The organism is Pirellulales bacterium (assembly GCA_019636345.1).
Taxonomy (GTDB): Bacteria; Planctomycetota; Planctomycetia; order Pirellulales; family Lacipirellulaceae.
In genome coordinates this window covers 279,736-305,082 of sequence record JAHBXQ010000005.1, presented here as the reverse complement: position 1 = coordinate 305,082, position 25,347 = coordinate 279,736, and the positions used below count along the sequence as shown (strand labels likewise).

The 25,347-nt window shown below is 64.9% G+C and carries 14 protein-coding genes and 1 tRNA gene; 7 read left to right on the top strand and 8 right to left on the bottom strand.

What is annotated here, in order from left to right:
• Positions 1–180: 180 nt before the first annotated feature.
• The gene (locus KF688_14120) at positions 181–1,644 is read left to right on the top strand and encodes a gluconate permease (protein ID MBX3426811.1); all 1,464 of its coding nucleotides are present in this window, start codon (positions 181–183) and stop codon (positions 1,642–1,644) included.
• Between the two features lie 107 nt (positions 1,645–1,751).
• On the opposite strand, the gene KF688_14115 is transcribed toward KF688_14120, so the two are convergent.
• From KF688_14115 to KF688_14105, 3 genes are all read right to left on the bottom strand, one after another.
• The gene (locus KF688_14115) at positions 1,752–2,483 is read right to left on the bottom strand and encodes an SDR family NAD(P)-dependent oxidoreductase (protein ID MBX3426810.1); all 732 of its coding nucleotides are present in this window, start codon (positions 2,481–2,483) and stop codon (positions 1,752–1,754) included.
• A gap of 387 nt (positions 2,484–2,870) precedes the next feature.
• Positions 2,871–5,015 (bottom strand): hypothetical protein, encoded by a 2,145-nt coding sequence (locus KF688_14110; protein MBX3426809.1) that lies wholly within the window; start codon positions 5,013–5,015, stop codon positions 2,871–2,873.
• 393 nt (positions 5,016–5,408) lie between these two features.
• On the bottom strand, positions 5,409–7,625 hold the full coding sequence (locus tag KF688_14105; protein ID MBX3426808.1) for a BNR-4 repeat-containing protein: 2,217 nt from the start codon (positions 7,623–7,625) through the stop codon (positions 5,409–5,411).
• Between the two features lie 432 nt (positions 7,626–8,057).
• Here KF688_14105 and KF688_14100 point away from each other — a divergent pair, with 432 nt between their 5' ends.
• On the top strand, positions 8,058–9,116 hold the full coding sequence (locus KF688_14100; protein ID MBX3426807.1) for a linear amide C-N hydrolase: 1,059 nt from the start codon (positions 8,058–8,060) through the stop codon (positions 9,114–9,116).
• A gap of 39 nt (positions 9,117–9,155) precedes the next feature.
• On the opposite strand, the gene KF688_14095 is transcribed toward KF688_14100, so the two are convergent.
• The 4 genes from KF688_14095 to KF688_14080 form a co-directional block, all read right to left on the bottom strand.
• Positions 9,156–9,608, bottom strand: a complete 453-nt coding sequence (locus KF688_14095; GenBank protein MBX3426806.1) for a transposase — start codon at positions 9,606–9,608, stop codon at positions 9,156–9,158.
• 457 nt (positions 9,609–10,065) lie between these two features.
• A complete protein-coding gene (locus KF688_14090; protein MBX3426805.1) occupies positions 10,066–13,545 on the bottom strand; it encodes an efflux RND transporter permease subunit in 3,480 nt (1,159 codons plus the stop codon).
• A gap of 2 nt (positions 13,546–13,547) precedes the next feature.
• Positions 13,548–15,617, bottom strand: coding sequence for an efflux RND transporter periplasmic adaptor subunit (locus tag KF688_14085; GenBank protein MBX3426804.1), 2,070 nt, complete (start codon positions 15,615–15,617; stop codon positions 13,548–13,550).
• A gap of 6 nt (positions 15,618–15,623) precedes the next feature.
• Positions 15,624–17,078: a TolC family protein gene (locus KF688_14080; protein ID MBX3426803.1), complete on the bottom strand. Its 1,455-nt coding sequence runs from the start codon at positions 17,076–17,078 to the stop codon at positions 15,624–15,626.
• Between the two features lie 917 nt (positions 17,079–17,995).
• Here KF688_14080 and KF688_14075 point away from each other — a divergent pair.
• The 3 genes from KF688_14075 (at position 17,996) to KF688_14065 (ending at position 21,469) form a co-directional block, all read left to right on the top strand.
• Positions 17,996–18,826, top strand: a complete 831-nt coding sequence (locus tag KF688_14075) for a hypothetical protein (GenBank protein ID MBX3426802.1) — start codon at positions 17,996–17,998, stop codon at positions 18,824–18,826.
• A gap of 49 nt (positions 18,827–18,875) precedes the next feature.
• Positions 18,876–19,265, top strand: a complete 390-nt coding sequence (locus KF688_14070) for a hypothetical protein (GenBank protein ID MBX3426801.1) — start codon at positions 18,876–18,878, stop codon at positions 19,263–19,265.
• Positions 19,266–20,047: 782 nt separating this feature from the next.
• Entirely contained in the window at positions 20,048–21,469 is a 1,422-nt protein-coding gene (locus KF688_14065) for a recombinase family protein (GenBank protein ID MBX3426800.1), read from the top strand.
• Here the strand turns inward: KF688_14065 and KF688_14060 are convergent.
• Positions 21,451–21,525 (bottom strand) — tRNA-Pro (locus KF688_14060). The two genes, KF688_14065 and KF688_14060, sit on opposite strands and share 19 nt — an antisense overlap.
• A 910-nt stretch (positions 21,526–22,435) precedes the next feature.
• On the opposite strand from KF688_14060, the gene KF688_14055 reads away from it, so the two are divergent.
• On the top strand, positions 22,436–23,239 hold the full coding sequence (locus KF688_14055; protein MBX3426799.1) for a hypothetical protein: 804 nt from the start codon (positions 22,436–22,438) through the stop codon (positions 23,237–23,239).
• A gap of 233 nt (positions 23,240–23,472) precedes the next feature.
• Entirely contained in the window at positions 23,473–25,320 is a 1,848-nt protein-coding gene (locus KF688_14050; protein ID MBX3426798.1) for a sigma 54-interacting transcriptional regulator, read from the top strand.
• Positions 25,321–25,347 lie beyond the last annotated feature (27 nt).

Here is a 25,347-nt window from a genome sequence, read left to right as displayed (position 1 = left end):
CGCGGAAACCGAAGATTGGTCCACCATAGGCGACGCCACGCGCTTGGATCAAGCTGAGCGAGTTGAAGTGGGGCGGGGGCTCGCAACTCCCGTCGTGTTCGTCGTGACGCCGCGGTTCGAGCGGGAGCGGCTGGGGGCTCGCTGCGCTCGACCCCGGCCGCCTGCCGATCGCGGATGGCGATGGTCGCCGCTATCCGGTATCGTGCGTCGATCCTGGTGCGTCGACCGCCGGGGCTTTTCGCTGGCATCGCGCCGTCGCTGGGGATTCGCACAATGCTCTCGCCGCCGTGGATTCTGGCGATCGGGGTGGCCGTGGTCATGGGCTCGATCCTGTGGCTGCGGCTCAACGCGTTTCTAGGGCTCATCACAGCGGCGCTGGCGGTCAGTTTGCTCGCGCCCGGCGAGCCGCAGGAGAAAGCGGCCCGCGTCGCCGCGGCGTTCGGCGAGACGGCCGGGGGGATCGGCGTGGCCATTGTCTTGGCGTCGGTCGTCGGTTGCTGCTTGGTGGAGAGCGGGGCGGCCGATCGGATCGTCGCCGCAAGCCTGGCGGCCTTCGGCAAACAGAATGCCGCGACGGCGCTCGCGGCAAGCGCCTTCGTCTTGGCCGTGCCCGTGTTCTTCGACACGGTGTTTTACTTGCTCTTGCCGCTGGCCGTGTCGATGTATCGCCAGACGGGCAAGCAATATCTGCGATACCTGCTGGCGATTGGCGCCGGGGGGACCGTGACCCATACGATGGTCCCGCCGACGCCAGGACCTCTGCTGATGGCCGAGCAGATGGGGGTCGGCGTCGGCACGATGTCGCTCGCCGGGATCGCGGTCGGCGTGCCGATGTTGCTCGCCGGGCTGGCGTTCGCGGCGTGGCGGGATCGCACGCTCGCCTTGGCCAAATTGCCGCTGCGCGAAACCGTCGAGCGGCCCGTCGACGTCGCGACGCTGCCGCCGCTGGCGGCTTCACTGACGCCGATCGCGCTGCCGATCGCGCTGATCTCGCTGGGGCCGCTCGTCGCGGCGCAGGCTGCGGAGGGCTCGTGGCTGGCCGCGGTCGGTGCGATCGCGGCGGAGAAGAACGTGGCGCTCTTCCTCGCGGCGATCGCGGGCCTCGTGCTGTGCCTCCGTTACCGCCGCCGCGGCGAATCTCCGCTGAACGCGGCCGTGGAGGAGTCGGTCCTCAGCGCCGGCGGGATCGTGCTCATCACCGCCGCAGGGGGAGCGTTCGGCGCCATGCTGCGCGCGGCCCAAGTCGGCGAGGCGATCGGCGATTTGTTTCCCGTGGAGTCGCGCGGCGCCGGGTTCGCCATGTTGTGGATTTCGTTCGGAGTGGCCAGCCTGCTGAAGACCAGTCAAGGTTCGACGACCGTGGCGATCATCACCGCCAGTTCGCTGGTCGCCGCGATGCGCGAGGGAATGACGCTGCCGTTTCATCCCGTGTATCTCTGCACGGCGATTGGCTCGGGCGCGATCGTCACCAGCTGGATGAACGACAGCGGTTTTTGGGTCTACTGCCGGATGGGAGGGGTCTCAGAACGCGAGGGGCTACGGACCTGGAGCCCGCTGATGATCGTGCTCGGAGTCACCGGCATGGCGTCGACGCTGCTCTTGGCCGCGCTGTGGCCGGGGGCAGGGGGGACTGGAGGACCATAGGACGCGCGGGCGCTGGTCCTTGGCGAAGCTCGATCGAGGTCGTTCATGGTCATTTGCCGGCCGCTAGCGCCCGCTCATCATGATCGCCCGATCTCGGTTCCGCCCCCTCAATCATGCGCCTGCCGCGTCGGCTTGATGACGAGCTCCGGGACGTGGGCCCGCGGGGGGAGTTGTGCGATCATCAGCACCGCGGCGGCGACATCCTCGGGTTGCAGGATCCGTGCGCGGCGTTCGTCGCTCACCGGTTCGGGCCGCTGGTCCAACAGCGGGGTGTTCACCTCGCCGGGGTAGACGCTAGAGACGCGGATTCCTTGCTCGCGCAGCTCCAAGGCCGCGGTCGTCCCCAAGGCGGCCAGGGCGAACTTCGACGCGCTGTACGCCGCCCCGGCTAGCGGGGCGGCGCGGCGGCCGGCGGTCGAGACGATGTTGACGATCAGCCCGTCGCCGCGCTCGCGCATCGGGACGAGCGCTTCCTGCATGCAGTAGAAGGCGCCCGTGACGTTCACTTGCAGGATCCGCTCCCAGTCTTCGGGGGCGAGGACGTCGAGCCGGCGGTCGCGGACGTTCACCCCCGCCGAGTTGACGAGGACGTCGATCTGGCCCAACTCGCCGCGGGCCCAGGCGAAGAACGCGGCGACGCTCTCCCGATCGGCGACGTCGAGCGGACGGCCGACGAGTTTGGTCGGATCGCCGACGGTCGCCACGGCCCGTTCGATCGCCTCGGCGCGGCGAGCGCCGATGGCCGTTTTGCACCCCGCGGCGACGAGCGCCTGCGCGATCGCGAGCCCGATGCCCGTCGAGCCGCCGGTGACGACGGCGCCCTGTCCCTGGAGGTTCATCGTTGTTGTGTTCCTGCCGTTGCGGCGCGGTCGAGGGGGCGAGCCGCTCGCTGAAATGCCATGGCCGATCACGACCGCGGCGCATGAACGCCGCAACCGCGATCGCCTTCCCGCAAGGTTACCTCTTGCGAGGCCCCGAGCCAATCCAAGACGATGGGGGCGCCAGCGATCATGTTCCGTGAGCCGCCACGGAGGACGCGAATCGCTCAGGTTCAAGGGTTGATTGCAGCGGGGGGCGATCGATGAGGGGGGGCGACCTGGATCGCAGCGCGCCCTACTTCGGCGCTGCTTCGATTACGGCCCCGAGGAGCGGCGTCTGCTGTAACTGTTGGGGGAGCAGGTCGCCGCATGGTTCGGCATCCACGTACTCGCCGGCATCTGACGGAGCTACCCCTTGGCGAGCTTCAGCGAAATCCAGACGACGACAGCCGAGGAGACTCCCAGCAGCCACGCCGTCGGTTCAGGAACCGCGGCGACGGCGGCCGCCGCTGTCGCCGTGCCGACGTGCCGTTGCCAAACGAGAAAGTCGCTTCCGTCGAGGTCCCCTGCGCCGTACTCGCCGGCCCAGTGGGCGAGGTCAGAGCCGTCGACGAGATCGTCGAAATTGAAGTCCCCAGGCAAGGTCGGCGTCGAGACGTAATCGACGAAGCCCGCCGTCAGCGTCGATTGGTTGGGAAGGGCGTAGCGGAACACGACGTCCTCGGCCCCGCCGATCGCGAACGCCTTGCCGAGCGGCGCGGCCGAACCGGGTGCGAAAGCCTTCGACCCCTGCAGGTTGTACTCGGACAGAATCGTCGCGGAGCTTCCCCCCGCTTCGAACCAGCCGACGCCGGGCGGATCGTTCCCCTCCTGATCGTCGAGACTGTTCCATGCCACGGGATCGAAGGCCCCGGAGACGCTGCTGATTTCGTAGTACTTCAGATCGATCGCCGCTCCGGTCTCGTTGCGCAGCGACATGGCCCCGGTGAGCGTGTTCACTCGCAGCGACATCGTCTGCAACGTCGTTTCCCTGTAGCTGAGACCGTCGTACCACGTGCGGTTGTTCACGCCGATCGTCGACGGCAGGTCGTCGATGTAGACCCGAATCTGGCCGCTGGCGTTGGCGCGGGCCGTGCCGACCAGTCCGGCGAACATGGTGCGGTCGGCCTCGACGAACACCGTGGGCGCCACGGCGTAAGAGAGCGTGCTGGCCAGCGTCGCGGGAGTCGCGTTGAGATCGGGGGCGTCCGCCGGGTTGGCGAACAGCGTGTTCCCGCCGGGGTTCGAGGCGAAACCCGCGCGGATGTTCCAGTCGGGCGCCGAACCGCTGCCGTCCCAGAAGTGGACGTACACTTGGTAGAGCCCCCCCGGCGTGAGCGAGCTGATTGTCGTGTGGATCTCGGGCGAATCCTCCCCGTCGCCGTCGCCGGATTGGAAGAACGTGCTGTGGCTCGAAAACCCGGTCCGCAGGCTCCACAGGTTGTCGTCGGCTTGGTTGTTCATGCCGGGGAGAAAGGCGCTGGCCGGGCCGGTGTTGGGCGACCCGCCAGTCGTGCTGGCGTCGACGTAGATTAGCTGCGCCCGGGCGTCGTCGCCGGCGCCCACCAACGTCCCCAGAATTGCCACGACCATGGTCGCCGCACCGCCGCGCAGACCGACGAAGCGCGGCCGACGTCGGCGCAGGACGATCAACGCCCCTCCAATCGTCGCGAGCGCTCCGCAGGCCGGTTCGGGGATGACGCCAATCGCGAGTTCAAGTCGCCCCTGGCCGTGGACCGCGTTGTAAGCGGTCGTGAATCCGACGAGGTCGTTGTAGTCGATCACTCCGTCGACGTTGAAGTCGCCTCGCAGCCACGCCTGCGAAGGGGACAGGCCGGCTACGCTCGTGTGGAGGTTTGACTGCAGGATAACGTAGTCCTCCAGCCCGATCGCGCCGTTGTTGCTGAAGTCGCCGAGCACGTCGTAGAGATTGCCGCGCGAGAGCCCCATGTCCTGGCGGATCGCCCCCAGGATGTGGACCCCTTCGCGATTCATCTCGATGTTCTGCAGCGTCCCCCCGCCGACCCAGTGGATATGGAGATCGGCCTTGAGCGTATTGGCGGGGAAGTATTTCTGGCTCATCGCGTTGCCGTGCGTCCCCAGCCACAGCTTGGCGTTGTTGTCGACGTTGCTCGCCCAGGCGCCGTAGGTGCCGGCGCCCAGGACGTGGTTGATCTCGTGAAACGCCACGTTGGGAGTCCGATACGCCGCGCTCGGTCCGAACCGAATGCTGCCGTTGAAATTGCCGTCGGCAGTGGCGACTCCCGAGTTGTAGGTCACGTAGAGATTCTTCGTGTGATTCGACCACTCGTTGAACATGCCCATGGCGGCGTTGATCGCGCTGATGATCTCGTTCTGGACGTTGGTCGGCACGGGAGTCGTGCCGTTCGCCTTGTCGAACGCCAGATCGAAGGTCACGGTCAGCGCGGCGCGAGCGACGACGCCGGGCCCCGCGCCGATCGCCGAAACGGCCGCGGCCAGGGTCAGCGCGAATCGAAGAGCAGTGCTAGGCATGGCGTTTCCAGTCGAGACGAAACCGTCGTGAAGCGTGTGTTGCAACAGGGGCGGGAGGGCGGCGCCGGGTTTGACTCCGGCGGAGACGAGTCGACGTCCGCTCGCCGCGATCTTGTGGGAAGTAGGGCCGAAACTAGCCGAGATTTGCGGCCTCGAAGGGCTTTCCCCGCAGAAAACGGGGGTTCCGTCGCCTCGACGCCGAAGACGCTTGCGCACTCCCAGGATTTATCACCGCCAAACGGGGGGAATTTGCGGAGAATCCCGCGGAATATCGGGCTTCGGGGAGCCATCCCCGAAGCGGTCCCGGAGGTCGCGAATCAGCTAGGACGTTCGCCCCGCTACCCGCACATCGGAACCAGCGCGAATTTCGGAGAAATTCGCCCCCAGAGCGCTTCAGCGGCCGGCGGCGTGGACGACGAGCCTTCGCAGGGTCAACGCGACCAGCGACATGAGGCCGATTGCTCCGGGTTCCGGCGCCGCTAGAGCCGCGGCGAACGCCCCAGACCCGTTCCACAGGTCGTACGCGTCGCGGAAGATCGCCAAATCGGCGAAGTCGTTCTTGCCGTCGCCGTTGAGATCGCCCATGGCGTACGCCTCGTTCGAGGGGAGGCCGGCGAGATTCTTGTGCATGCCCCCCATGTAGAGCAAGTAGTCGGCGAAGTCGAGGACCCCGTCGCCGTTGAGGTCGACCGACGGGGGGGAGAGATACTCGCCCGCGGCGTACAGCTCGAACCCGTTGAGCACGACGTTTGCGCCGCTGAGCGAGGCGAGCGACAACGTCACGTCGTCGCCGTCGGCCTGGAACTGGACCCGAGCCGAGGCGACGCCGATGGAGGGATTCGCCCCGGAGGTCGGGGCCATTCGGCCCAGCCTTCTCGACCCGAGCGAAACGTCGTAGGCGCCCTGGGAGAAGTCGCGGTCGTGGCCGTAGAGGACCAGTTGGTACGTTCCCGCGGCCAGATTGCCGAAGGTCAGTTCCAACGAACCGGGGGCGAACGCAAACTCGTCGACGACGCGTCCCAGCGGCCCGGCGACGTCGTTCCCGCGATCGCGAAACTCAATGGCGCCGCCCCCCAGGGTGACTGCAATCGCCCCGCCGTCGGCCGCAAAGGGGGACGAGTACGATTCCGTCTGGGCGATCCCCGAGGGGCTCGCGTCGCGAGTGAACGCCGCGAAGCCGTTCTGCACGAGTTGCCCCGTCAGGCCGAAGTCGACTTTCAACGCCGCGATCGGCTCGGACAGATCGGGGTTCACCAGCGCGACCATCTTGGTGTTGTAATTGACGTAGGTCGAGTACTGGCCTCGCATCCAGACGAGGGCCGTGTTGTTTTCGTCCCACTTGGGCACATGGGGCCGGACGTTGTCGACCGTCGAGTTGAACGTGATCGGGGTCCACTGCCACGAGGCGCCGCCGTCGGACGTTTGCCCGCGGAAGAGCTCGTAGTGCCGGGCCCCGTCGGCGCCGATGAGCTGCGCTTTGGTCTCGGGGTGGACTTCCGACGAGAGGTAGACGACGTCGACGCGACTCGGGTCGATCGCCGCGAGTCCCGTGTAGTCGTTCTCCGCCGCGTACAAGTACGACCCGGCGAACGCCATCTGATTCACCTGCCACTGCGAGCCGGTCCAACGGCCGTAAAAGAAGCGGTGGTCGAGATCGCTGCCACCGGCGCGGGCTTGGAAGACGGCCGTGGGCGTTCCTGTCGGGTCGATCGCCATGTCGACCGTCCACGCTCGCTGCATTGAGGAGCCGGCGACGACCGTGTTCGCCGCGAAGACGGTCGTCAGCGCACTGGGGGGAGAGCCGGACGAATCGAACAGGTTGCCGTCGATCAGCGTTCCGGCCGAATTGTAGAGTTTGCCGTCCTGCACGTACCCGTGGTAAATGCTGTTGTTGAAGTTGCGCGGGTGGCGTTCGGTGGCGATGAAGTGGATCTTGTCGCCGTCCGACGCGTACCGCAGATAGGGCCGATCTCCCCCGCCCCCCTCGGTCAGCAGCTTGCCCCCGAAGGTCCAGGTCGACCCCTGATCGTTGGATGTCGTCACGACCGGATCGTAGTTCAGACTGCGGGCGAAATTGTAGAGCCGCCCGGCGCCGCCGTTGTCTCCCGCGAGGTAGTGCATGTTCGAGTACGTGACCCCGGCGCCATGGTTGAGCGTCTGCTCGGCCGACCATGCAGAGGCGTCGCCGGGGTTCGTGGAAATCCGCCACCGGGAGAAATTGTCCGACCCGTGGGCGGCGTACATCGCCACGTACCGGCCGTCGGGGCGGATGTACAGCGAGGGAGTGTTGTGGTCGTCAGCGGGGAAGGAATCGCGCAGCGTGAAGCGGCTCGTCGCCAAGGTCGTCAGATCGACCGTGGCGACTTCGACGTCGCCGCTGCGGCTCGCTCCGCCGACCCCGGCGCCGTTGGCGATCGTGCTGACCAGCAGCTTCCCCGCGACCGGGTCGACGATCGCTCGCTCGTCCTCGAACCACGACCACCCGCCGTTGTCGTTGGCTACGATCAGCGGGGCGGGGACGTTGTCGACCCCCTTGGCTCCACGGGCGACCAGGGCGCCGGCGATCAACGCGGCGCCGGTCCACAGACGGGCGAAACGATTCGGAAACAAAACGACCTCGGTGGCTGAGTGTGCGACGAAGGGTCGCTGCGACGGACCCGGCTAGCTCGCAGTGCGACGAGCCCTCGGAGGGGGCGAGAAAGTCATTCGACCGAGAATGTTCCGCCTGAGCCGGCCGGGGTGCGACCGCGCTGAACTCCGACCGATTTTCAATAAAAACCGGCGAGAGCTTCTCCATAGGATGAGTCCCGCGAAACGAGCCCTTTTTTGCGCGCAAACCCCCGGATTTCGCCATTTTGGCGAGAATCGCACCCCCGTGGTACAACGGTCGGCGGCGCGTCGGCCCGCCGGGCTGGCAGGGGACGGGAGTTGTTTTTATGGTTCTCGCGTCGCTGCTGGAATCGGGAGCCAGCCGTCAAAACGGCGCCCATCTCCTCTCACGCTGCAATCACCTTGAATTCATCGAACCAAGGAGCCCTGACAATGCCCTTCGCGATTTCGACGTCGTGCTGCACCCTGTTCCTGCTGGCGGCGTCGGCGTGGCTTGCGCCTGGCGCCCGCAGTTGCACCCGGGCCGTGTACTTTGGCTTGGAGGGCCAGACCGTCACCGGCCGGTCGATGGACTGGAAGGAACAGATGCAGACGAACCTGTGGGTCTTTCCTCGGGGCATGAATCGCGACGGGGGATGCGGAGCGGGATCGCTCACATGGACCAGCCGGTACGGCAGCGTCGTGGCGTCGGTCTACGAAGGGGGGACTGCCGACGGCATGAACGAACAAGGGCTGGTGGCGAACCTGCTCTACCTGGTCGAGTCCGAGTATCCGGCGGCCGACGACGGCCGCCCCGTGATCTCGATTTCCGCGTGGGCCCAGTTCTTGCTCGACAACTTTGCAACGGTCGACGAGGCAGTCGCTGCATTGAGCAAGGACTCGTTCCGCATGGTCACGGTTGCGGCCCCCAACGGGGCGCCGGGGACCGTTCACCTGTCGATCTCCGATCCGTCGGGCGATTCGGCGATTTTCGAGTACCTCGGCGGCAAGCTCGTCGTCCATCACGGGCGGCAGCACCAAGTGATGACCAACTCGCCGGCCTTCGACGAACAGATCGCGCTCAACAAGTACTGGCAGCAAATCGGCGGGACCGTGATGCTGCCCGGAACCAACCGCGCGGCCGATCGGTTCGCCCGAGCGTCGTTCTACGTCAACGCCTGCCGGCAATCGGCCGACCCCCGCGAAGCGGTCGCCAGCGTCTTGAGCGTGATCCGCAACGTGAGCGTCCCGCGCGGCATCTCGACTCCCGGCGAGCCGAACATCTCCTCGACGATCTGGCGGACGGTGAGCGACCAGAAGAACCGCGTCTACTACTTCGAGAACACGGCCAGTCCCAGCGTGCTGTGGGTCAAGCTAGACAAACTCGACTTCAGCGCGAGTTCGGGCGCCAGGAAACTGAGAATGACCGACCGCCCCGATCTGGGGGGCGATCAGACGACCGCGTTTGAGCCGGCCAAGCCGTTCGTGTTCCTGGCGCCTCGGGAAGAGTAGCCGCGCGAGTGCCGCAGGCGGCAACCCCTGGGCCTCATGTCAGGCAACGACTCTCGTCCCTGGAAACCGGCTTCCCCTCTTTCGCCAGACTGCTCGGTCGTCGGCGTTCGGCGTCGAGCGCAATGGCTGTTTCGAATCGTTCAGCACTCCTGTCGCACCCAGGCAAGAAGGCGTCGTATGGTTCAGCAGATGTTGTGGGCGTTCGCGGATCACAAAGGGAAAGGCCCCCAGCAGACGGTCGCGCCACTTGGTCAGTTTGTCGTCGAGCGCGGCGGCGCAGCGACTCACTTGCGTACTGGAGACCTCGCTGCCGCAGAGTTCCTCGACGATCCCCTTCGCCTTGCGGGCCGACGCGCCTGAGGCGTCCATCTCGGCCAAGGCACATTTGCGGGCCCGATCGCTCTGCTCGCCCCGGTCGAGCGCCGACGGGTAGGCTTTATCCCACAACTCAAAATGAGCGGCGGGCGCTAACCCCCGATGAAGCTCAATCACGTGCACTATCAACTTGAGTATTTCGGGCCTAGGGCGACGCAACCTGTCGACGAAGCGAGATCTTGCGCCGTTCCCAACCCAATGGGTATCTAGTGTCAAAGAACTAGTGTCTTAGATCTACTCAGACCTCAAGTGCTTTGCCGCACGTTGTCTTGGGGGCGCCAGGACCGCGTCGGACCGCGCCAAGAAAACGGCTGGGATTTGTCCCAAAAAATGAGTCAACTGCCGCACACGCATCGTCCTCTTGTTCCCCAACGAGCAGAGCGCCTAGCGGTTCGTCACCGCCGCCCTCATGGAAATCAGCGAAGACTGGGAAACCGACCGGACCTGTCTCTCCATGAAAATCAACTGATCCGCTCTGGCTCAAGACAAATTACAGTAGAGATGCTGCCTTATCTTATCTACGCCGTGGATGGCTGAGCAGCAATTCCGCGGGCTTCAGGAATCCCTTAGTAGCTCATGCGTCGTCAGCCACCCAGTATTCGTCTCCCAGGCCGAGTCGCATCTTTGTTTCCATCATCAGGCTGAACAATACGGGCACAACGAATAGGGTGATAAGCACGAAAAGCATCCCGCCGAATACCGGCAGCGCCATCGCTTTAGCGACGTCGGCGCCGCGGCCGGTGGCGAGCAACACGGGCGTCAGGGCGGCAAACGTCGTGAACGAGGTCATCAAAGCGGGGCGAATTCGCTTGAGGCCGGCGTCGACCACGGCGTCGCGAATCTGCTCGATCGACTCCAAGCGGCGACGGCGAAAGATCTGGTCGAGATAAGTGGCCATCAACACGCCGTCGTCGACCACTAGGCCGAACACGGCGATGAACCCGACCCAGATCGCCGTATTGATTTTCACGCCCGCCAGGGCCAGCAAGATCATGCCGCCGCTGAAACCGACCGGGATGGCCGCAAAGATGATCAGCGCGATCCACAGATTGCGAAACTGAAGATAGATCAGGAATAGGTTGATGATGATCACCACCGGAATGATGAACAGTAACCGGCGGTTACTCTGAATCTGCTCGCGGAATGCGCCGATCGCCTCGACGAAATAGCCTTCCGGCAAGTCCAATCGGCCCGCAGAGCCGAGAGGCAACGCCATCGAAGCGCGCAGCGACTCTTCAATTGAGGCAGCCGTTTCCAGCGAGCCCATCGCACCGGAAGGCGCGAACATCACGTACGCCACGAGCCGGGCGTTTTCGCTGTTGATCTCTGGCGGGCCCCAGGTGGTCGTCACACGCGCCAGGTTGCCAAGCGGAATGGTTTCGCCCGCGGGCGTCACGACTGGCAGCCGGTCGAGTTGATCGATTTCGTCGCGAAGTTGCCGCTGGTAGCGGACCTGCACGGAGTAGCGCTCGCGGCCTTGCACGGTGCGTGTGACATCCATTCCGCCCAGCGCCGCTTCGATGATCTCGTTGACGCTGGCGACCGACATTCCGTAGCGAGCGGCCGCTTCGCGGTCGACTTCGAACTCCAGGTACGGCTGACCGAGCACGATGTCGGGATTCACCGTCGCCGCGTCCACCTGCGGCAATCGCCGCAAGTGGTCGCGCACTGCGAGCGACGCCTTGGCCAGATCCCGGAGATTGTCGCCGTAGATGCGGATCGCCATCGCTGCGCGGATGCCGGCCTGCAGCATCACGACGCGGCCCTCGATCGGTTGCAGGGGCGATGCGCGCGTGACGCCCGGCAGCGTGGCCACCTCGTTGATCTCGTCCCAGATTCGCCGCTCCGTCATGCCGGGCCGCCACTGGTCCTTCGGCTTGAGGATGACGTACGTCTCGACCATTGCGGCCGGGGCCGGGTCGAGCGCCGATTCCGCGCGGCCGATCTTGCCGAGCACGTTCTCGACCTCCGGGATCTGCCGGATCAGCGTGTCCTGAGTTTGCAGCACCTCCAGCGCCTGCGAAAGACTGGCGCCGGGGTAGAGGATCGGCATGTAGAACCAGCTCCCCTCGTCGAGCGCGATCCAGTCGTCGGTCACCAGGCCCGTAAACGAATGCTTGGCATCGACGTACCCGGGCACCTCGTTGAGGTCGACGCCCAAGTAACTGACGGCCCGCTCCAGGGGCGTCATCACCGTGGGCAGGCCGATCCAGGCGCCCAGGCCGACGATCACCATCGCCGCCGGCATCAGCATGAAGCTCAGTTTGTGCCGCAGAAACAACCGCAGCGTCGGTTCGTAGAACCAGTGGATCAGCCGGCTGGTCGGATTCTCTTCGATCGGCCGGAGCCGTTCGCGGCCGGTGAGGTAGCCGGTTGCCAGGCCGACGAGTGCCGCGATGACAATCACGGCCGGCCGATCGAGACGCAGCCAGGCGAAGATTGCATCGAACCATACGAAGCCGGCAAGCAGCACGAAGAACACCGCAAAGCCGAGTCCCATCGCGAGCGACGTCAGCCGAGAACGTTGACGCGAATGGAGCAGCAGCCGTGCTAAGAGGGGCACGAGCAGGATCGCCACGATCAGGGCCGCAATCATGCAAAACGTCTTGGTGTATGCCAGCGGGGCGAACAGCTTGTAGTCGCGCCCGGTGAGAAAAAACACCGGCAGGAAGCTGACGATCGTGGTGCTCACGGCCGTAATCACCGCCGGGGCCACCTCCTCGGCGGCGTCGACGATGATGTGAGTTCGCCGCTTTGAGCCGCCCTGGGACCCGGCCGCTTCCCAATCCGCCAAATGGCGGTAGATGTTTTCGGACACGATAATCGAGAGGTCGATGATCTCGCCAATGGAAATCGCGATGCCGGCCAGCGACATGATGTTCGCATCGACGCCGAAGCCCCGCATTGCGATGAAGGCCATCAGCACGGCGATTGGCAGCGTCACGGCCACGACGATGCTCGCCCGCACGTGAAGCAGAAACAGCAGCACCACCGCGATCGTGATGATCACCTCTTCCTTGAGCGCGTCGGTCAGCGTAGCGATGGTTTCGTTGATTAACTCCGTGCGGTCGTAGACGATCTGGAACGTGACTCCGCCCAGGCTCGGCTCGAGCGACTCCATTCGCTCTTTCACGGCGTCGATCACGCGCCGCGGATTCTCGCCGAACCGCATCACGACGATCCCGCCCACCGCTTCGCTGCCGTTGAGATCGATCGCCCCGCGGCGGAACTCGGGACCGATCTGCACGGTCGCCAAATCGCGCACCCGCACGGGCACGCCGTCGCGGGACATTACGACCGTCTGCTCTAAATCGGTGACGGCCTCGTCGGCATCGCCGCCGCCCAAGAAACCCCGGCCGCGGATGATGAACTCCATGCCGCCGCTCTCGACCGTCTTCGCGCCGACGTCGATGTTCGAGTTCCGCACCGCCGCGATGAGTTCCTCCAGCGGCGCCTCGTGAAAGCGGAGCCGGTCGGGATCGACCTCGATTTGATATTGCCGCACGTAGCCGCCGACGCTGGCCACCTCGCTCACGCCGTCGACCGATTGCAGCTCGTATTTGACGACGAAGTCCTGCAGCGAGCGAAGCTGCGCGAGGTCCATGCCCTCGGCCGACGGGCGCAGCGTGTAGTACAGGATTTGCCCGAGGGCCGTGGCGTCGGGGGCGAGCGTCGGCGTCACTCCCTCCGGCAGCAGCGGCGCCACCGTGCCGAGCCGCTCCAGCACGCGAGTCCGCGACCAATAGAACTCAGCGCTGTCGTCGAAGGTGACTTGTACGAAGCTGAAACCGAACATGCTCTTGCCGCGGACGCTCTCCGCCCCCGGCACCGAGAGCAACGCGACGGAGAGCGGGTAGGTGACTTGATCCTCCACGTCGCGCGGCGAACGGCCGGGCCAGTCGGCGAACACAATCACCTGGTTCTCGCCGACGTTCGGAATCGCGTCGATCGGCACGACTTGCGTGGCGTACCAGCCCGCGGCAATGAGCGCAGCCGCCGCCAGGAGCACGACCAGCTGCTCGCGGGCGACAAACTGCAAGGCGGCGCGGAGCATGGTTAATCTCCGTCGCGAGAGGAAGCCTGCGCGGCCTGCGCCTGGGGCGGCTGCAGTTGCTGTTCGTGCTGCACGCAGCGGAGCATCTGGCTGCCCCAGTAGGGATTGGTCGGCGGCGACGATTCTTGCAGCCAGTCGCCGTGGCCGCCGGGGACCATCGAGCACCAGTAGTGAACCAGCGATTCCGTGGCCTCGGCGCCGCGCGCCGCCGCGGCCATTTGCAGGATCGCGCGGCTGATCGGCTCGAACTTCTTCCGTGCGTCTTCGAGCGATCTATGGTGCAGGTGCGCAACTTCCTTTCCAACGGCCGCTGCATGGGCGCGAATTGCCTCCGGCAAGTCGCGAGCGTCGGCAAGCGATGCCGCAGCCTGTTCGACCGCGACGACTTGCTCCTCGCTCGGCACTGCGTCGGCGGACAACGCGGCGACGAGCGCGAAATAGGACTCGTACAGCGCTTCGAGCGTGCGTCCTGTCTCGCCGGCGATCAGCTGCGCGGCGTCCGCGGGAATCGGAAGCGGCCCTTCAATTGTCTGCTGCTTTGCCGCTTGCGCACGCTTCGGATCGATCAGCGACGGCTTCCCGGCGAGCTGCATCTGCGAGTCGATGAGGAAGTTGCCGCTCACCGCGACTTCTTCCCCGGCCGACACGCCATCGACGATTACCGCCTCGTCGCGCAACAGCGGACCGAGCGTCACGGGCCGGATTTCGAATCGCCCCGGCTCCGTCTCGACATACACTAGGCTCGTCGCTCCGGTCATCAACACCGCGCGGCGCGGCACCACCAACACTTCCGGCTGGGGTACCGGCGCGTTGGCATAGCCATATTGGCTGGTCGGCACGAGGTCCATGCCGCAAATCGGGCACGGGCCCGGCTCGTCGCGGATGATCTGCGGGTGCATCGGGCTGATCCACTTGCCGGCCAGGTCGTCGTCGTACACTTGTCCCTGTTCGCCAATCGGCACGTGGAGGCGCGCCGTTGCGTAGTCGCCCGGTCGCAACAGGCGGCGATCGTTGAGCAGCTCCACGCGCACGCTGACCGTGCGCGTTTTTTCGTTCACGACGGGGTCGACGAACGCCACGCGGCCGGAAAAACGCTCGCCCGGCAGCGATTGCACGTTCACATCGGCATGCTGCCCGAAGCGCACGAGCGCCGCGTCTTCCGGGTAGAGTTGCAGCAGCAACCACACGGTCGATAGGTCGGCGATTTGGTAAATCGGTTCGCCTGCTTCCACATACTGTCCTTCGACGACAAGCTTTTGCGTCACAGTGCCGCCCATCGGAGCGTAGATTGTGATTCGCGACTGGGCCGCCGCCGAACGGTCGATCTCTTCGAGTTGCTCGGCGGTCATGCCAAGTTCGCTCAGTCGGCGTCGCGCCCCAGCGACAAGCTGCTCCTGAGCCCGTCGGACCGTCGCCAGAGCCGTGCCTTCCATGGCAGCCACCGCCCGGCGGCTTTCGAGGTATTCCGCCTGGGCGGCATAGAGTTGCGGACTGTAGATCACGGCCAGATGATCGCCGCGGGCGACGACCACGCCCGTGAAGTCGGCGAACAGCCGCTCGATCCGCCCGGCGACGTAAGCCGAGATCGTTGCTTGGCGGCTTTCGTCGATCGCGATGCGGCCGATCGACGTCAGGGTCTTCGCCACTGGCCGCGATTCGACCGCCGCCGTTTGGATGTTCGCCAGCCGCCGCGCCGCCGGCCTTATGGTCACGGCATATTGGTCCTGCAATCCGCCGGCGTCCTCGGCCCGCAGTTCCAACGGCATGCCGCAAATCGGGCAGCGGCCCGGATTCGGCTGGCGAATTTGCGGATGCATCGGGCACGAGTACTCCATGCCGGGGCTGGCCGGCGCTTCGACGTCGGCACTCCGTTTTGCGCCGATCCAACCGACGCGCTGCAACAACCCGAGCAACACGAGCAAGACTAGGCCGACGGCTAATAACGCCGTCGCATTCAGCGCTAGGCGAACAAAGAACTGGCGATCGAACTCGGGGCGAGGCGAATCGCTACGAGCCGCCGAGGGTGTGGGCGACGTGGCGGAGGTCGAAGAGTCGCGGGGCGTATTGCTCATGGCAAGCTACTCGGACGAGCCGGATATAGGCCGCGGAGTCACAAGTTCCTCCGACGAGGCGGGCAGCGTTCCGCCCACGGTCTGTTTGAGACGCGCCAAGGCGATCGCTTCGTCAGTTGTCGCACGATGCAGCGCCGACTCGGCGGTGAGAAGATTTTGGGCGTCGCTTACCACGCGCTCGAACGTAACCGCTCCCTGGGAATACGCCCGTTGATCCGATTCCAGCGCCTGCCGCGACTGGGGCAAGATCGTTTCGCGGTACAGTCGTGCTGTGCGCTGTGCCGCCCGCGCCTGTTCCAGCCAATCGACCAGCATCGCATCGTATTCGCGTATCGTTTCGTCGACGCCTTGCCGCGCCGCAACTCGCCGGTGCCGTGCTTCGCGCTCCATTGCCTCGTACTTGCCGCGCCACAACGGCACGTTCATGCCCGCTCCGACGCGCCAGGGGTCGGAGCCGTGCTCGCCTGGATTCATCTTCATGAACATATGCTCGTACAGCAAGGTAATCTCGGGGACTCGCTCCAAACGGGCGACCTGGACGCCCCAGGAGGCGGCTTCGCTCCGCAGCCTGGCCGCGACGATCTCCGGCTGACTGCGGAACGCAGCTGAACGCAATTCGTCAAGCGAGGCGGCAGTCGGCGCGAACGGCAACGCTTCCGGCGTCGGCAGCTCGCAATCGGCCGGCCAGCCCAGAAGCTGGTTCAACATGGCCTTGCGCGAGGCCAGTCGTTGCAGGAGCATGATCCGCTCTTCCTCCGCCCGGCTGAGCTCCAGCGTGCCCAGCACCACGTCGCCGGCCGTCGTTTCGCCGACTTGGACTCGGTTGGCGGCCACTTCCACCAGCGATGCGATCAATTGCCGATTGGCTTCGTTGATTCGCGTCAATTGGCCCAGCAAATAAAGTTGTGCCCACGTTTCTTCCACGTCGGCCGAGATCTGCAATCGCGCGGCCTGGCTTTCTTGCTGCATTACAAGCGACTCGAAGATCGCTTCTTGCTCGCGGGCGCCAAGTTGCTTGAAGTAGGGAATCGCCTGGCTGACCATAAGCGTGCCGCGCATTTCGCCGTCGGCCATGAGTTGCGGCACGCCGAAGTAGCTGCTCTCGACCATGGGGTCGGGCAGCGCCCTCGCTTGCGGGACTCGGTCCCGCGTAGCCCGCGCTTCCGCATCCAAGCGGCGGATTCGCGGGTTGGCGGCGATGGCTTCGGCCACCAATTCCGCGAGCGTACCGTCGTCCGTCGCGGTATGGATCGGCGCCTGCGCGGCGACCAGTGTCACCCCCTCGGTTGACGCGAGATTGAACGCGGCCGGCAATTCCAACCGCTCTGCCGTCGGCGAGCTATTCGTTACGGGCGGCAGATGGGCCAGCGGCTGGGCGACAGCTTGGGCTGCACCTGCGCCGCCGGCCGTGCCTCCGCCGCTGCGGCAGCCGACGAGCGTTGCGGCGAGCAGTGACGCCACGAGTGCCGGAACTTGAACAGATGACGCCATTGCTAGCTTACGCCTTCGCGCGGGCCGCGCACCGAACCGCCGATTCACTCGCACGATGGGCCGCGTGCGACCATCAAGAATGTAAATGCAATCGACACGCTAGCCGAATACCGGCCAGCGGAATTGAAAACTATCGCTGAGCCAACGACCGCACATCGCACCGGCGCGCGAAGTGATAGCATGTGCCTCAGCGTGGCGCCAAGTGTTGGCGTACCACGGGCCGAATCAGATTCGTCAGATGCATAAGAATGCTTGCGGCGACTCGCCGGCTGCAAGCGGAAGCCTGTTTCGTCGACAAAAAACGATGCAGGCGCCCTGCCGCCGGGCTTTTTTGTGATACGCGGCCAGTCGACGTTCCGCCATCGCTCGACTGCCGCGGGGCCTGTCCCCGCGCCATTTGACGCGGATTCTTGGGAGTGAACTCCAGGTCGTGCGGGGATTCGCGAGCAGTGCCCCGGGGCCGAGCGACGCGGTCGGCCACCGTAGGTTCCGGTTCTTCTCTCGGCGACGATGCCGAGCGGCGCTCGCCGGGGCTCTGGAGAAACTCGCCCTTACATTTCTTCGCCACGCCTTCATAGCGTTGCTGATTTCGCGGGCATGCCTGCCCTTAGATTCGGCAAATCACCGGACCTTGGACGACGACCGAGGGCCCCTCTGAGTTTAGCAAGTTATTGCTGTAGTTCGCCTTGCGTTCAGACGCCGCGAAGATGACTCCCTGGGGAACGCGCGTTGCAAGACGGGCGTCTACGACGTCCTCGGCTGCGCACCGCTCCTCCCACACCGCCATCGTCCCCAGGAATCGGATGCCAAGAATTGCGATGGCTCTGGCTGCGGCGGTCTGCTTGGCCGGCGCCGCCTTCGCGTGCGACTCTCGCACCTGCGCGTGCATGTCCGCCGAAGCCTTAGCCCATGGGCGTCAGGGCCCCTGGTGGATCGCGACGACGGGCAATTTCCAAGTCTGCTCGCTCGCCGGAGCGGCTGAAGCGGAACGCACAGCACGACGTTGCGAGGAAATCCGCGCGGAATTGATTCGTGAGTGGGGATTCGTTGAAGCGGAGCAGAGACCGTGGCGTCCGAAGTGCCGCATCATTTTGCACGTGACGACGCAAAGTTACGCTGCAGCCGTCGGAACAGCCTACGCGGCGACCTATGGGTCGTCGCTGACCAAACCGACAACCGGGCCCGTCCAGTCGCGTCGCATAGACCTCAGAACCGATGTTCCGAACTTTCTGGCCGCGGCGCTGCCTCACGAGCTATGCCATGTACTCCTGGCCGATCGACACCGCGAAACCGCCGCACCCCTTTGGTATGATGAGGGCATCGCCCTGCTTGCCGATCCCGAGGCGAAACAGATTCTCCATGAACGTGACCGCAATGATGGCGTGCGCCGAGGTTTTGGATTCACCGTTTCCGAACTGGTGACGGCCCGTGGTTACCCGACCCGGCAGCGGATGGGCGTTTTCTACGGGCAGTGTGCGGCTTTGACGCGCTATTTGCGCAGTAGGGGCTCCGCGGATCAGCTCCACCGGTTTGCCGTCCGCTGCCAAGAGATTGGAGTTAATCAAGCGGCAACAGAATGTTATGGCTTCGAAAGCGGCCGGGATTTGGAACAACACTGGCTTGAGAGCCTCGGAGCGGTCCCTGCGGCGAACGTGGTACGGGTTTTGCCCGTAGCCAGCGCCGGAGCACAACGGCATTTAGCACGCAAGCTCCCGTAAGTCGGCGGGACTCGTTCGAGTCCATTTTCCGACGTATAGTTATAGAGCCATGATCGCCGCATCGAGTTTAATTCGATTCGCCCTCATCGGGGCCCTCGTGGTTGCCCTTGGGGGAGGGGATTCCTGCCCCTCGCTGGCCGTTGCGCCGTGCGCCAAGAGCCCTGTCGGCTTGCACAACGCGGGGAACTGCTGCGGCGGCGAGGGCTGCGAGTGCGACTCAGCCTGCTGCAGCCAAGAATCTCCCGCCCGCGACAAGGATCAGACGACGACCCCGTCGAGCCGCGATCTTCGCGAATTGGCCAAAGTGGGTTCTGCAACCGCTTACGTGGAAATCGATGACGGGGCGGGGCAGGACCTTCGCGAAGCGCTGTCGCTGCTCTCGATCAGCGGCCCCTATTCTCCGACGCTTTTTGCTCAGCGCACCTGTCTCAGGGTGTGACTCTTGCGCTCCCCGTGTGCGCCTAGCGTGACGCTAGGACATTCTGACACGGGCATGTCGGTGATCCCTCAGCCCGGCTTGTCGCTGCGCTGAATTCTCGAAGATTCCGTTTCCCGCGCCTGCGTTGCATTTTCTCTTGCTCTTGTGAGCAAGAGGCGCCGCGGCGCCTTTGTTTGGCGGAGGTGTAAAATGAACGCTCGAAATCTCTTGACATCGATGTTGGCAGTGGCCCTGCTTGGAGCCGGCATTGCCCAAGCGGCTCCAGCAGTCGGGACGGCTAAGGCCCGTGGGGATTATCGTCCCGGCGCTTATAGCTCTCAGCGCAACTCTGGCATTGGCTCGACGTATGCCCGTCGCGCCCCTGTTGACCGCAGTGACAGCGATCCGGTCGCAGCAACGCCGAGTCCGATGGTTGTCCAGGCGCCGACTGAAGGTCGCCGGTACTCGTACGCGCCGTCTGCGGCGGGAACAGAGGCAACGACTCCGTGCCCCGAGGCTACGGTGGTCCCGCAGGCCAGTCGCCGGTACTCGTACGTGCCGGAAGGGACGGTAGCGCCGACTCCGACAGTCGCGGCGCCACGTGCGTACTCGAGCGGATCGAGCTACTACCGAGCCCCGACTCGGTCGAACTCGACGCCCCTCTGGGCTCTGCCGAAGACGGACGCGCGTAAGTTCAACGCTCGTTAACGTCTTTAATCCGTTTGAGGCCGCCTTGGTCCGGTTAGGCCGGACCAAGGCGACTCCTTAGTCGCGAGCAGGAACGCGAAGGGTTCTCGCTCGAAGTGCAGGAGGAAGCCCTGCACCGCTACGCCGGCCAGAACGGCGGCGAAATCGTCAAGCTCTACCGGATCGCCGAGACCGCGACCAAGCCCGACGAGCGGCGGACGTTTCGGGAACTGCTGGCGTATGCCAGACAGCATGCCTCGGAACTCGCCGGCGTGCTGTTCTTCAAGGTCGACCGCGCGGCTCGCAACCTGTTCGACTACGTCGAATTGGAGCGGTTGGAAGTCGACCACGGTCTCAAGGTCGTGTACGTCACCCAAGCGACCGAGAACACGCCCGCCGGGCGGATGATGCGGCGGACGCTGGCCAACATGGCCTCGTTCTACACCGAACAGCAATCGCTCGACGTGAAGGACGGACTGTTTCGCCGGATTCAGGCCGGGCTCTTCGTCGGCAAGGCGCCGTACGGCTATCGCAACGTCCGCCGAGACGGGCGGAGTCTCGTCGAAACCGATCCGGACAACGCCCGCAAGGTGCGGCGAATCTTCGATCTCTACGCCTTTGAAGGGCATACGCTCGATTCGCTGGTCGACGAACTCGACAAAGCGGGCATGGTCTATTCATCGAAAGCGCGCCGGTTCACGCGGAGCAAGCTCCATATGCTGCTGCGCGACCGGGCCTATCTGGGCGAGGTTGCGTACAAGGGACAGTGGTATCCGGGGACGCATGAGCCCTTGATCGACCGGGTCACGTTCGATCGGGTGCAACAATTGCTCGGCGGCCAGGTCTACCGGTCGCACGAGTTGACCTACGCCGGCGGTCTGATCGTGTGCGGTCATTGCGGCCGGCCGATCACGGGCGAGACGATCCAGAAGAAGGGCGCGCGGGGAGTCAAGCACTACCGCTACTACCGCTGTTCCGGATACACGGCGGCGGGTCATCCGCGGGTTCGGCTTCCGGAAAAGGCCCTCGACGAGCAGATGCTCGCCTTCTTCGAAACGCTGCGGATCGACGACGAGAAGACGCGCGATTGGTTCGCTCGGGTCTTGCGGGAGCGGACTCGCGGCCAGCAGACCGCGCGGCAGGAGCAACTGGCAGAGTTGAATCGCCAGTTGACGCTGTTGCGCAAGCAGCAGGACCAACTGCTCAACTTGCGGCTGCTCGGCGAGATCGACCAGGACGCGTTCGCCGCCAAAGGGACGGAGCTTCGCGACCGCATCGCGCGGCTCTCGATCGAGGTCGACGCGCACGACCGCAGTCGCGAGGAACAGGGCGAAATCGCGCTGGCGGCGTTTGAACTTTCGCAAACGCTGCAGGAGAAATGGGTTACGGCCGACTATCGCGCCAAACGCCGAATGCTCGAAATCGTCTGTTTGAACTTCACGCTCGTCGACGTAACTCTCGTCCCTGCAATACGAAAGCCCTTCGACGTCCTCGCCGAAGGGCTCGTTTCTGAAAATAGTCGGGCTGAAAGGATTTGAACCTTCGACCTCTGCGTCCCGAACGCAGCGCTCTAGCCAAGCTGAGCTACAGCCCGTGGGCGGGGGGCCGCCAAGCCCACTATCTTATCCCCGGAGGAAACAGGCTGCAAGGCAGTTGTGAAGCCCGTTTTCGGCGCAATACGCGCCGTTTCCAGGCCCGGAACCCAGGCCGACAGTTTGGTCGGCAGTCGCGATTGAGTTGGCGGGACCCGCTGACCGTATCGATTTTAACCACTGCAGCGGTTGCAGCGCGAAGGTTTTGGCCGTGGTTTGGCCAGGGAGGTCGTGTTGTGAAAGCGGATCCGGGGCGACCGACGTCTGACGCCTGCTCGTGCTGTTTCGCGTTCGTTCCGCGCCGCACACTCGTTCAGCCATCGCGACGCGGTTGCTGAGAGCGCCAAGTCAATTGACGCTTGCGCGCTGTTCAAGACTTTGCATCGAAGGTGAAATCCCGGGCGTCGCGAGAGGTTTCGTGCCGCGAACTTCGCATGTTCGCCGGTGGCCTGCCAAGCGGGCTCTTGCAGTGCGGCCGGGCTCTGGCTTACGTCGCGGTGTGCGGCTTCGTCACACTCGCTCAGTGCCGACTTTAACGATCTTGGGGAGAATCCAGCAAAACGCTCCTGTTGTGTGAGCTCGGCGACGTTTATGTCGAAGCAAGCGATAGGACAAATTCACGCGGCGAAGAAGGCTGGTGTCAGCCGTCATCCTTGCCCGGCCTTCGCGGCTGGCGAGTCGTTGCGTTCTCTTGGCATGGAGGCGCTTGCCATGAAGGCGAGAAACAGTCAATGGATGCGGTGGGTCTTGGCGATTGGCATCGTCGGGGCGGGGCTGCCTGCGGCTCGCGGGGCGAACCCCTTGAGCGATCTGACGTGGGACCCCGAGATCGTCGGCGTTGCGTGCACGGACGACTGCGCGGGGTGCGGCGACGGATGCTGTTGCGACTGCGGCGATCGATGCTGCGAGGGGCTGCTGGGCGGGTTGATCAAACCGTCGGATCACTGCTTCGACGACTTCATCAGCCCGATGACCAACCCGACGTACTTTGAAGACCCGCGGGCGCTGACCGAAGCCCGGGCGATCTATCTTCACCACGTCGTGCCGGGCGCAGCGGGCGGGGGCGAGATCGACCTGTTCGCCTTGCAGTTGCGGGCGAGGATCACCGACCGGTTGTCGATCATCGCCACCAAGGACGGGTACGCGACCTCCAGCAATCCGCTCATCCGCGACGGTTGGGCCGACGTCGCCGCGGGGTTGAAGTACACGCTCTATCGCGACGTGCAGGCACAGCGGTTGCTGTCGGCCGGGCTCACGTACGAGATGCCGGTCGGCTCGCCCCGGACGTTGCAGGGGAACGGCGACGGCGACTTCCATTTGTTCCTCACCGGCGGGATGCAACTGCTGGATTACGGCCACTGGATTTCCGGCGGCGGATTGCGGTTGCCGGCCGATTCGAACACAGGCTCGCAGATGTCGTATTGGTCGAACCACTTCGACTATCAGGTGTTCGACGGTTGGTACGCTCTGACTGAGTTCAACTGGTATCACTGGATGAAGTCGGGCGCCGGCGGGTTGCCGGGAGTCGAGGGGGGCGATCTGTTCAATCTCGGTTCGACCGGAGTCGCGGGGAACGACATCGCCACATGGGCCTTCGGCGGCAAGTACAAGCCGAGTCGCAACGTCGAACTGGGCGTGGCCTACGAAATCCCCATGACCGATCGTCGCGACGTGCTGGAGAATCGTCTGACGGTCGACGCGATCCTGCGGTACTAACGACAAGCGTGTGATCGCCGGCAATAGTCTGCCGAGTTTCGTGCGGTCCGATCGACAAATCAGCCAATCTGCGATACGGCTCGCAGCGGCAGGAGTCATTCTTGCCGCTGCGAGCCTTCTTTGTTGCGTCCGGAAGACCACCGGAACCGCGTCCGCGCGGCGCTTCCCAACGGGTTGCCATCGGGTAGGATGAAGGCCGCCGACCAGTTGCGCCGACGCCGCCCAGGCCGCCTGTGTACGCCTATCTCACCATCCTGACCGGCAAACGCGCGGGGACGAATTTCCCGCTCGACCCCGCGCGCGAAACTCTCATCGGTCGCGGCACCGATTGCCACATCTCGCTCCCCGATCCGCTTTGTTCTCGGGTCCACGCGATTGTTTCCAGCGACGACGGCGTCTGGACGGTGGTCGATCAGCGCAGCCGCAACGGCACGAGCGTCAACGACCAGAAGATCGACGAGGCGACGCTCGGCGACGGGCACCGATTGCGGCTCGGGTCGCACGAGTTCGAGTTCCACCTGTCCGAGGAGCCGGCGACGGCCGAGGCGGAGGAATCGAGCCTGACGCAAACGATCGTACAGGATCTCCCCCTGGCCGTTCGACAAAGCAACGAGGAGGTCCTCGCCGCGCTGCCGACCCCCGAGCAGGTGCAAGAACTGATGCTTCTGTACCAGCTCAGCATTCGCCTGTTGGGGTGCGAGGATCCCGACGAGGTGATTCGCGTGGCCCTGGGTCTGCTCAAGGAGCGGACCAAGGCGGCGATCGTCGGCTTTCTGTGGGTCGACGACGAGGGTCAGCTCAAGCCCAAGCTGGTGATGCCGCAGGACGCGGCGTCGCGAGTCAAGCTCAGCGAGAGTCTCACCGAGCTGGTTCTTTCGCAGGGGCACGCGGTGTGGGTCGCCAACCAGTCGGCGAGCGACGGCGCCGCGAGCGTGCAGCATTTTGCCGACGCGGTTTGCGCGCCGCTGGTTCGCAAGGAGAAGGGCTCGGGCGAGCGGACGATTCTAGGCGCGATCCACGTTTATCTCGAGGACGGACGGTTTCGGCAGAGCGACTTCGATTTCGTCATCGCGGTGGCGACCCAGGTGGTCATCGCTCTGGTGCGGGCGCGGCTCCATCAGACGCTGCAGACCGACTACCGCCAGCTGGTGAACGCCTCGCCTGGCTATTCGGACCTCATCGGCGAGAGCAAGCCGATGTTGTTGCTCAAGAGCAAAATCGAACGGGTCAGCCGCGCCCCCGGGTGCGTACTGGTGCGCGGCGAAAGCGGGTCGGGCAAGGAACTCGTCGCCCGCGCCATTCACCGCGGCAGTCCGCGAGCCGATCGTCCCCTGGTGGCGGTCAACTGCGCAGCAATCCCTGCGGACCTGATCGAGAGCCAGCTCTTCGGCCACAAGGCGGGCTCCTTCACCGGGGCCGATCGCGACCACGCGGGGTATTTCCAGCAGGCCGACCTGGGGACGCTGTTTCTCGACGAGGTGGGCGAGTTGACCCTCGAAGGTCAGGCCAAGCTGCTGCGAATCCTTGAGGGGCACCCGTTTCTGCCGGTCGGAGCCGTCCAGGAAGCGAGCGTCGACGTCCGTGTCATCGCCGCCACGAATCAGGACCTGCAGACTTACGTCCGCGAGAAGAAGTTCCGCGAGGACTTGTACTATCGGCTGAGCGTGTTCGAGCTGTACATCCCCCCGCTGCGCGAGCGCGAAGGGGACGTGGGGCTGCTGATCGACTTCTTCCTCGCCCACTACCGGCAGGAGCGGGGGCGGCCTCATCTGGGGATCAGCGACGCGGCGCGGACCAAGCTGCTCGCCTACCATTGGCCCGGCAACGTGCGACAATTAAGAAACGTGCTCGACAGCGCCGTCGTGCTGGCCGACGGCGACAAGATCGAGCCGCACGATCTGGGGCTTCGCGACAGCGGCGCCGGCGAGCTCGATTCGCTGCAGATCGAGGTGTGGGAAAAGAAACTGATCAGCGAAGCGCTTCGCCGCGCGGGGGGCAACGTCCCCGACGCCGCCAAATTGCTCGGCATCGGCCGGGCGACGCTGTATCGCAAGATCGAATTGTACGACGTGGCGCGCTAAGATACGCGCAGGAGTGAGCCGACCGGC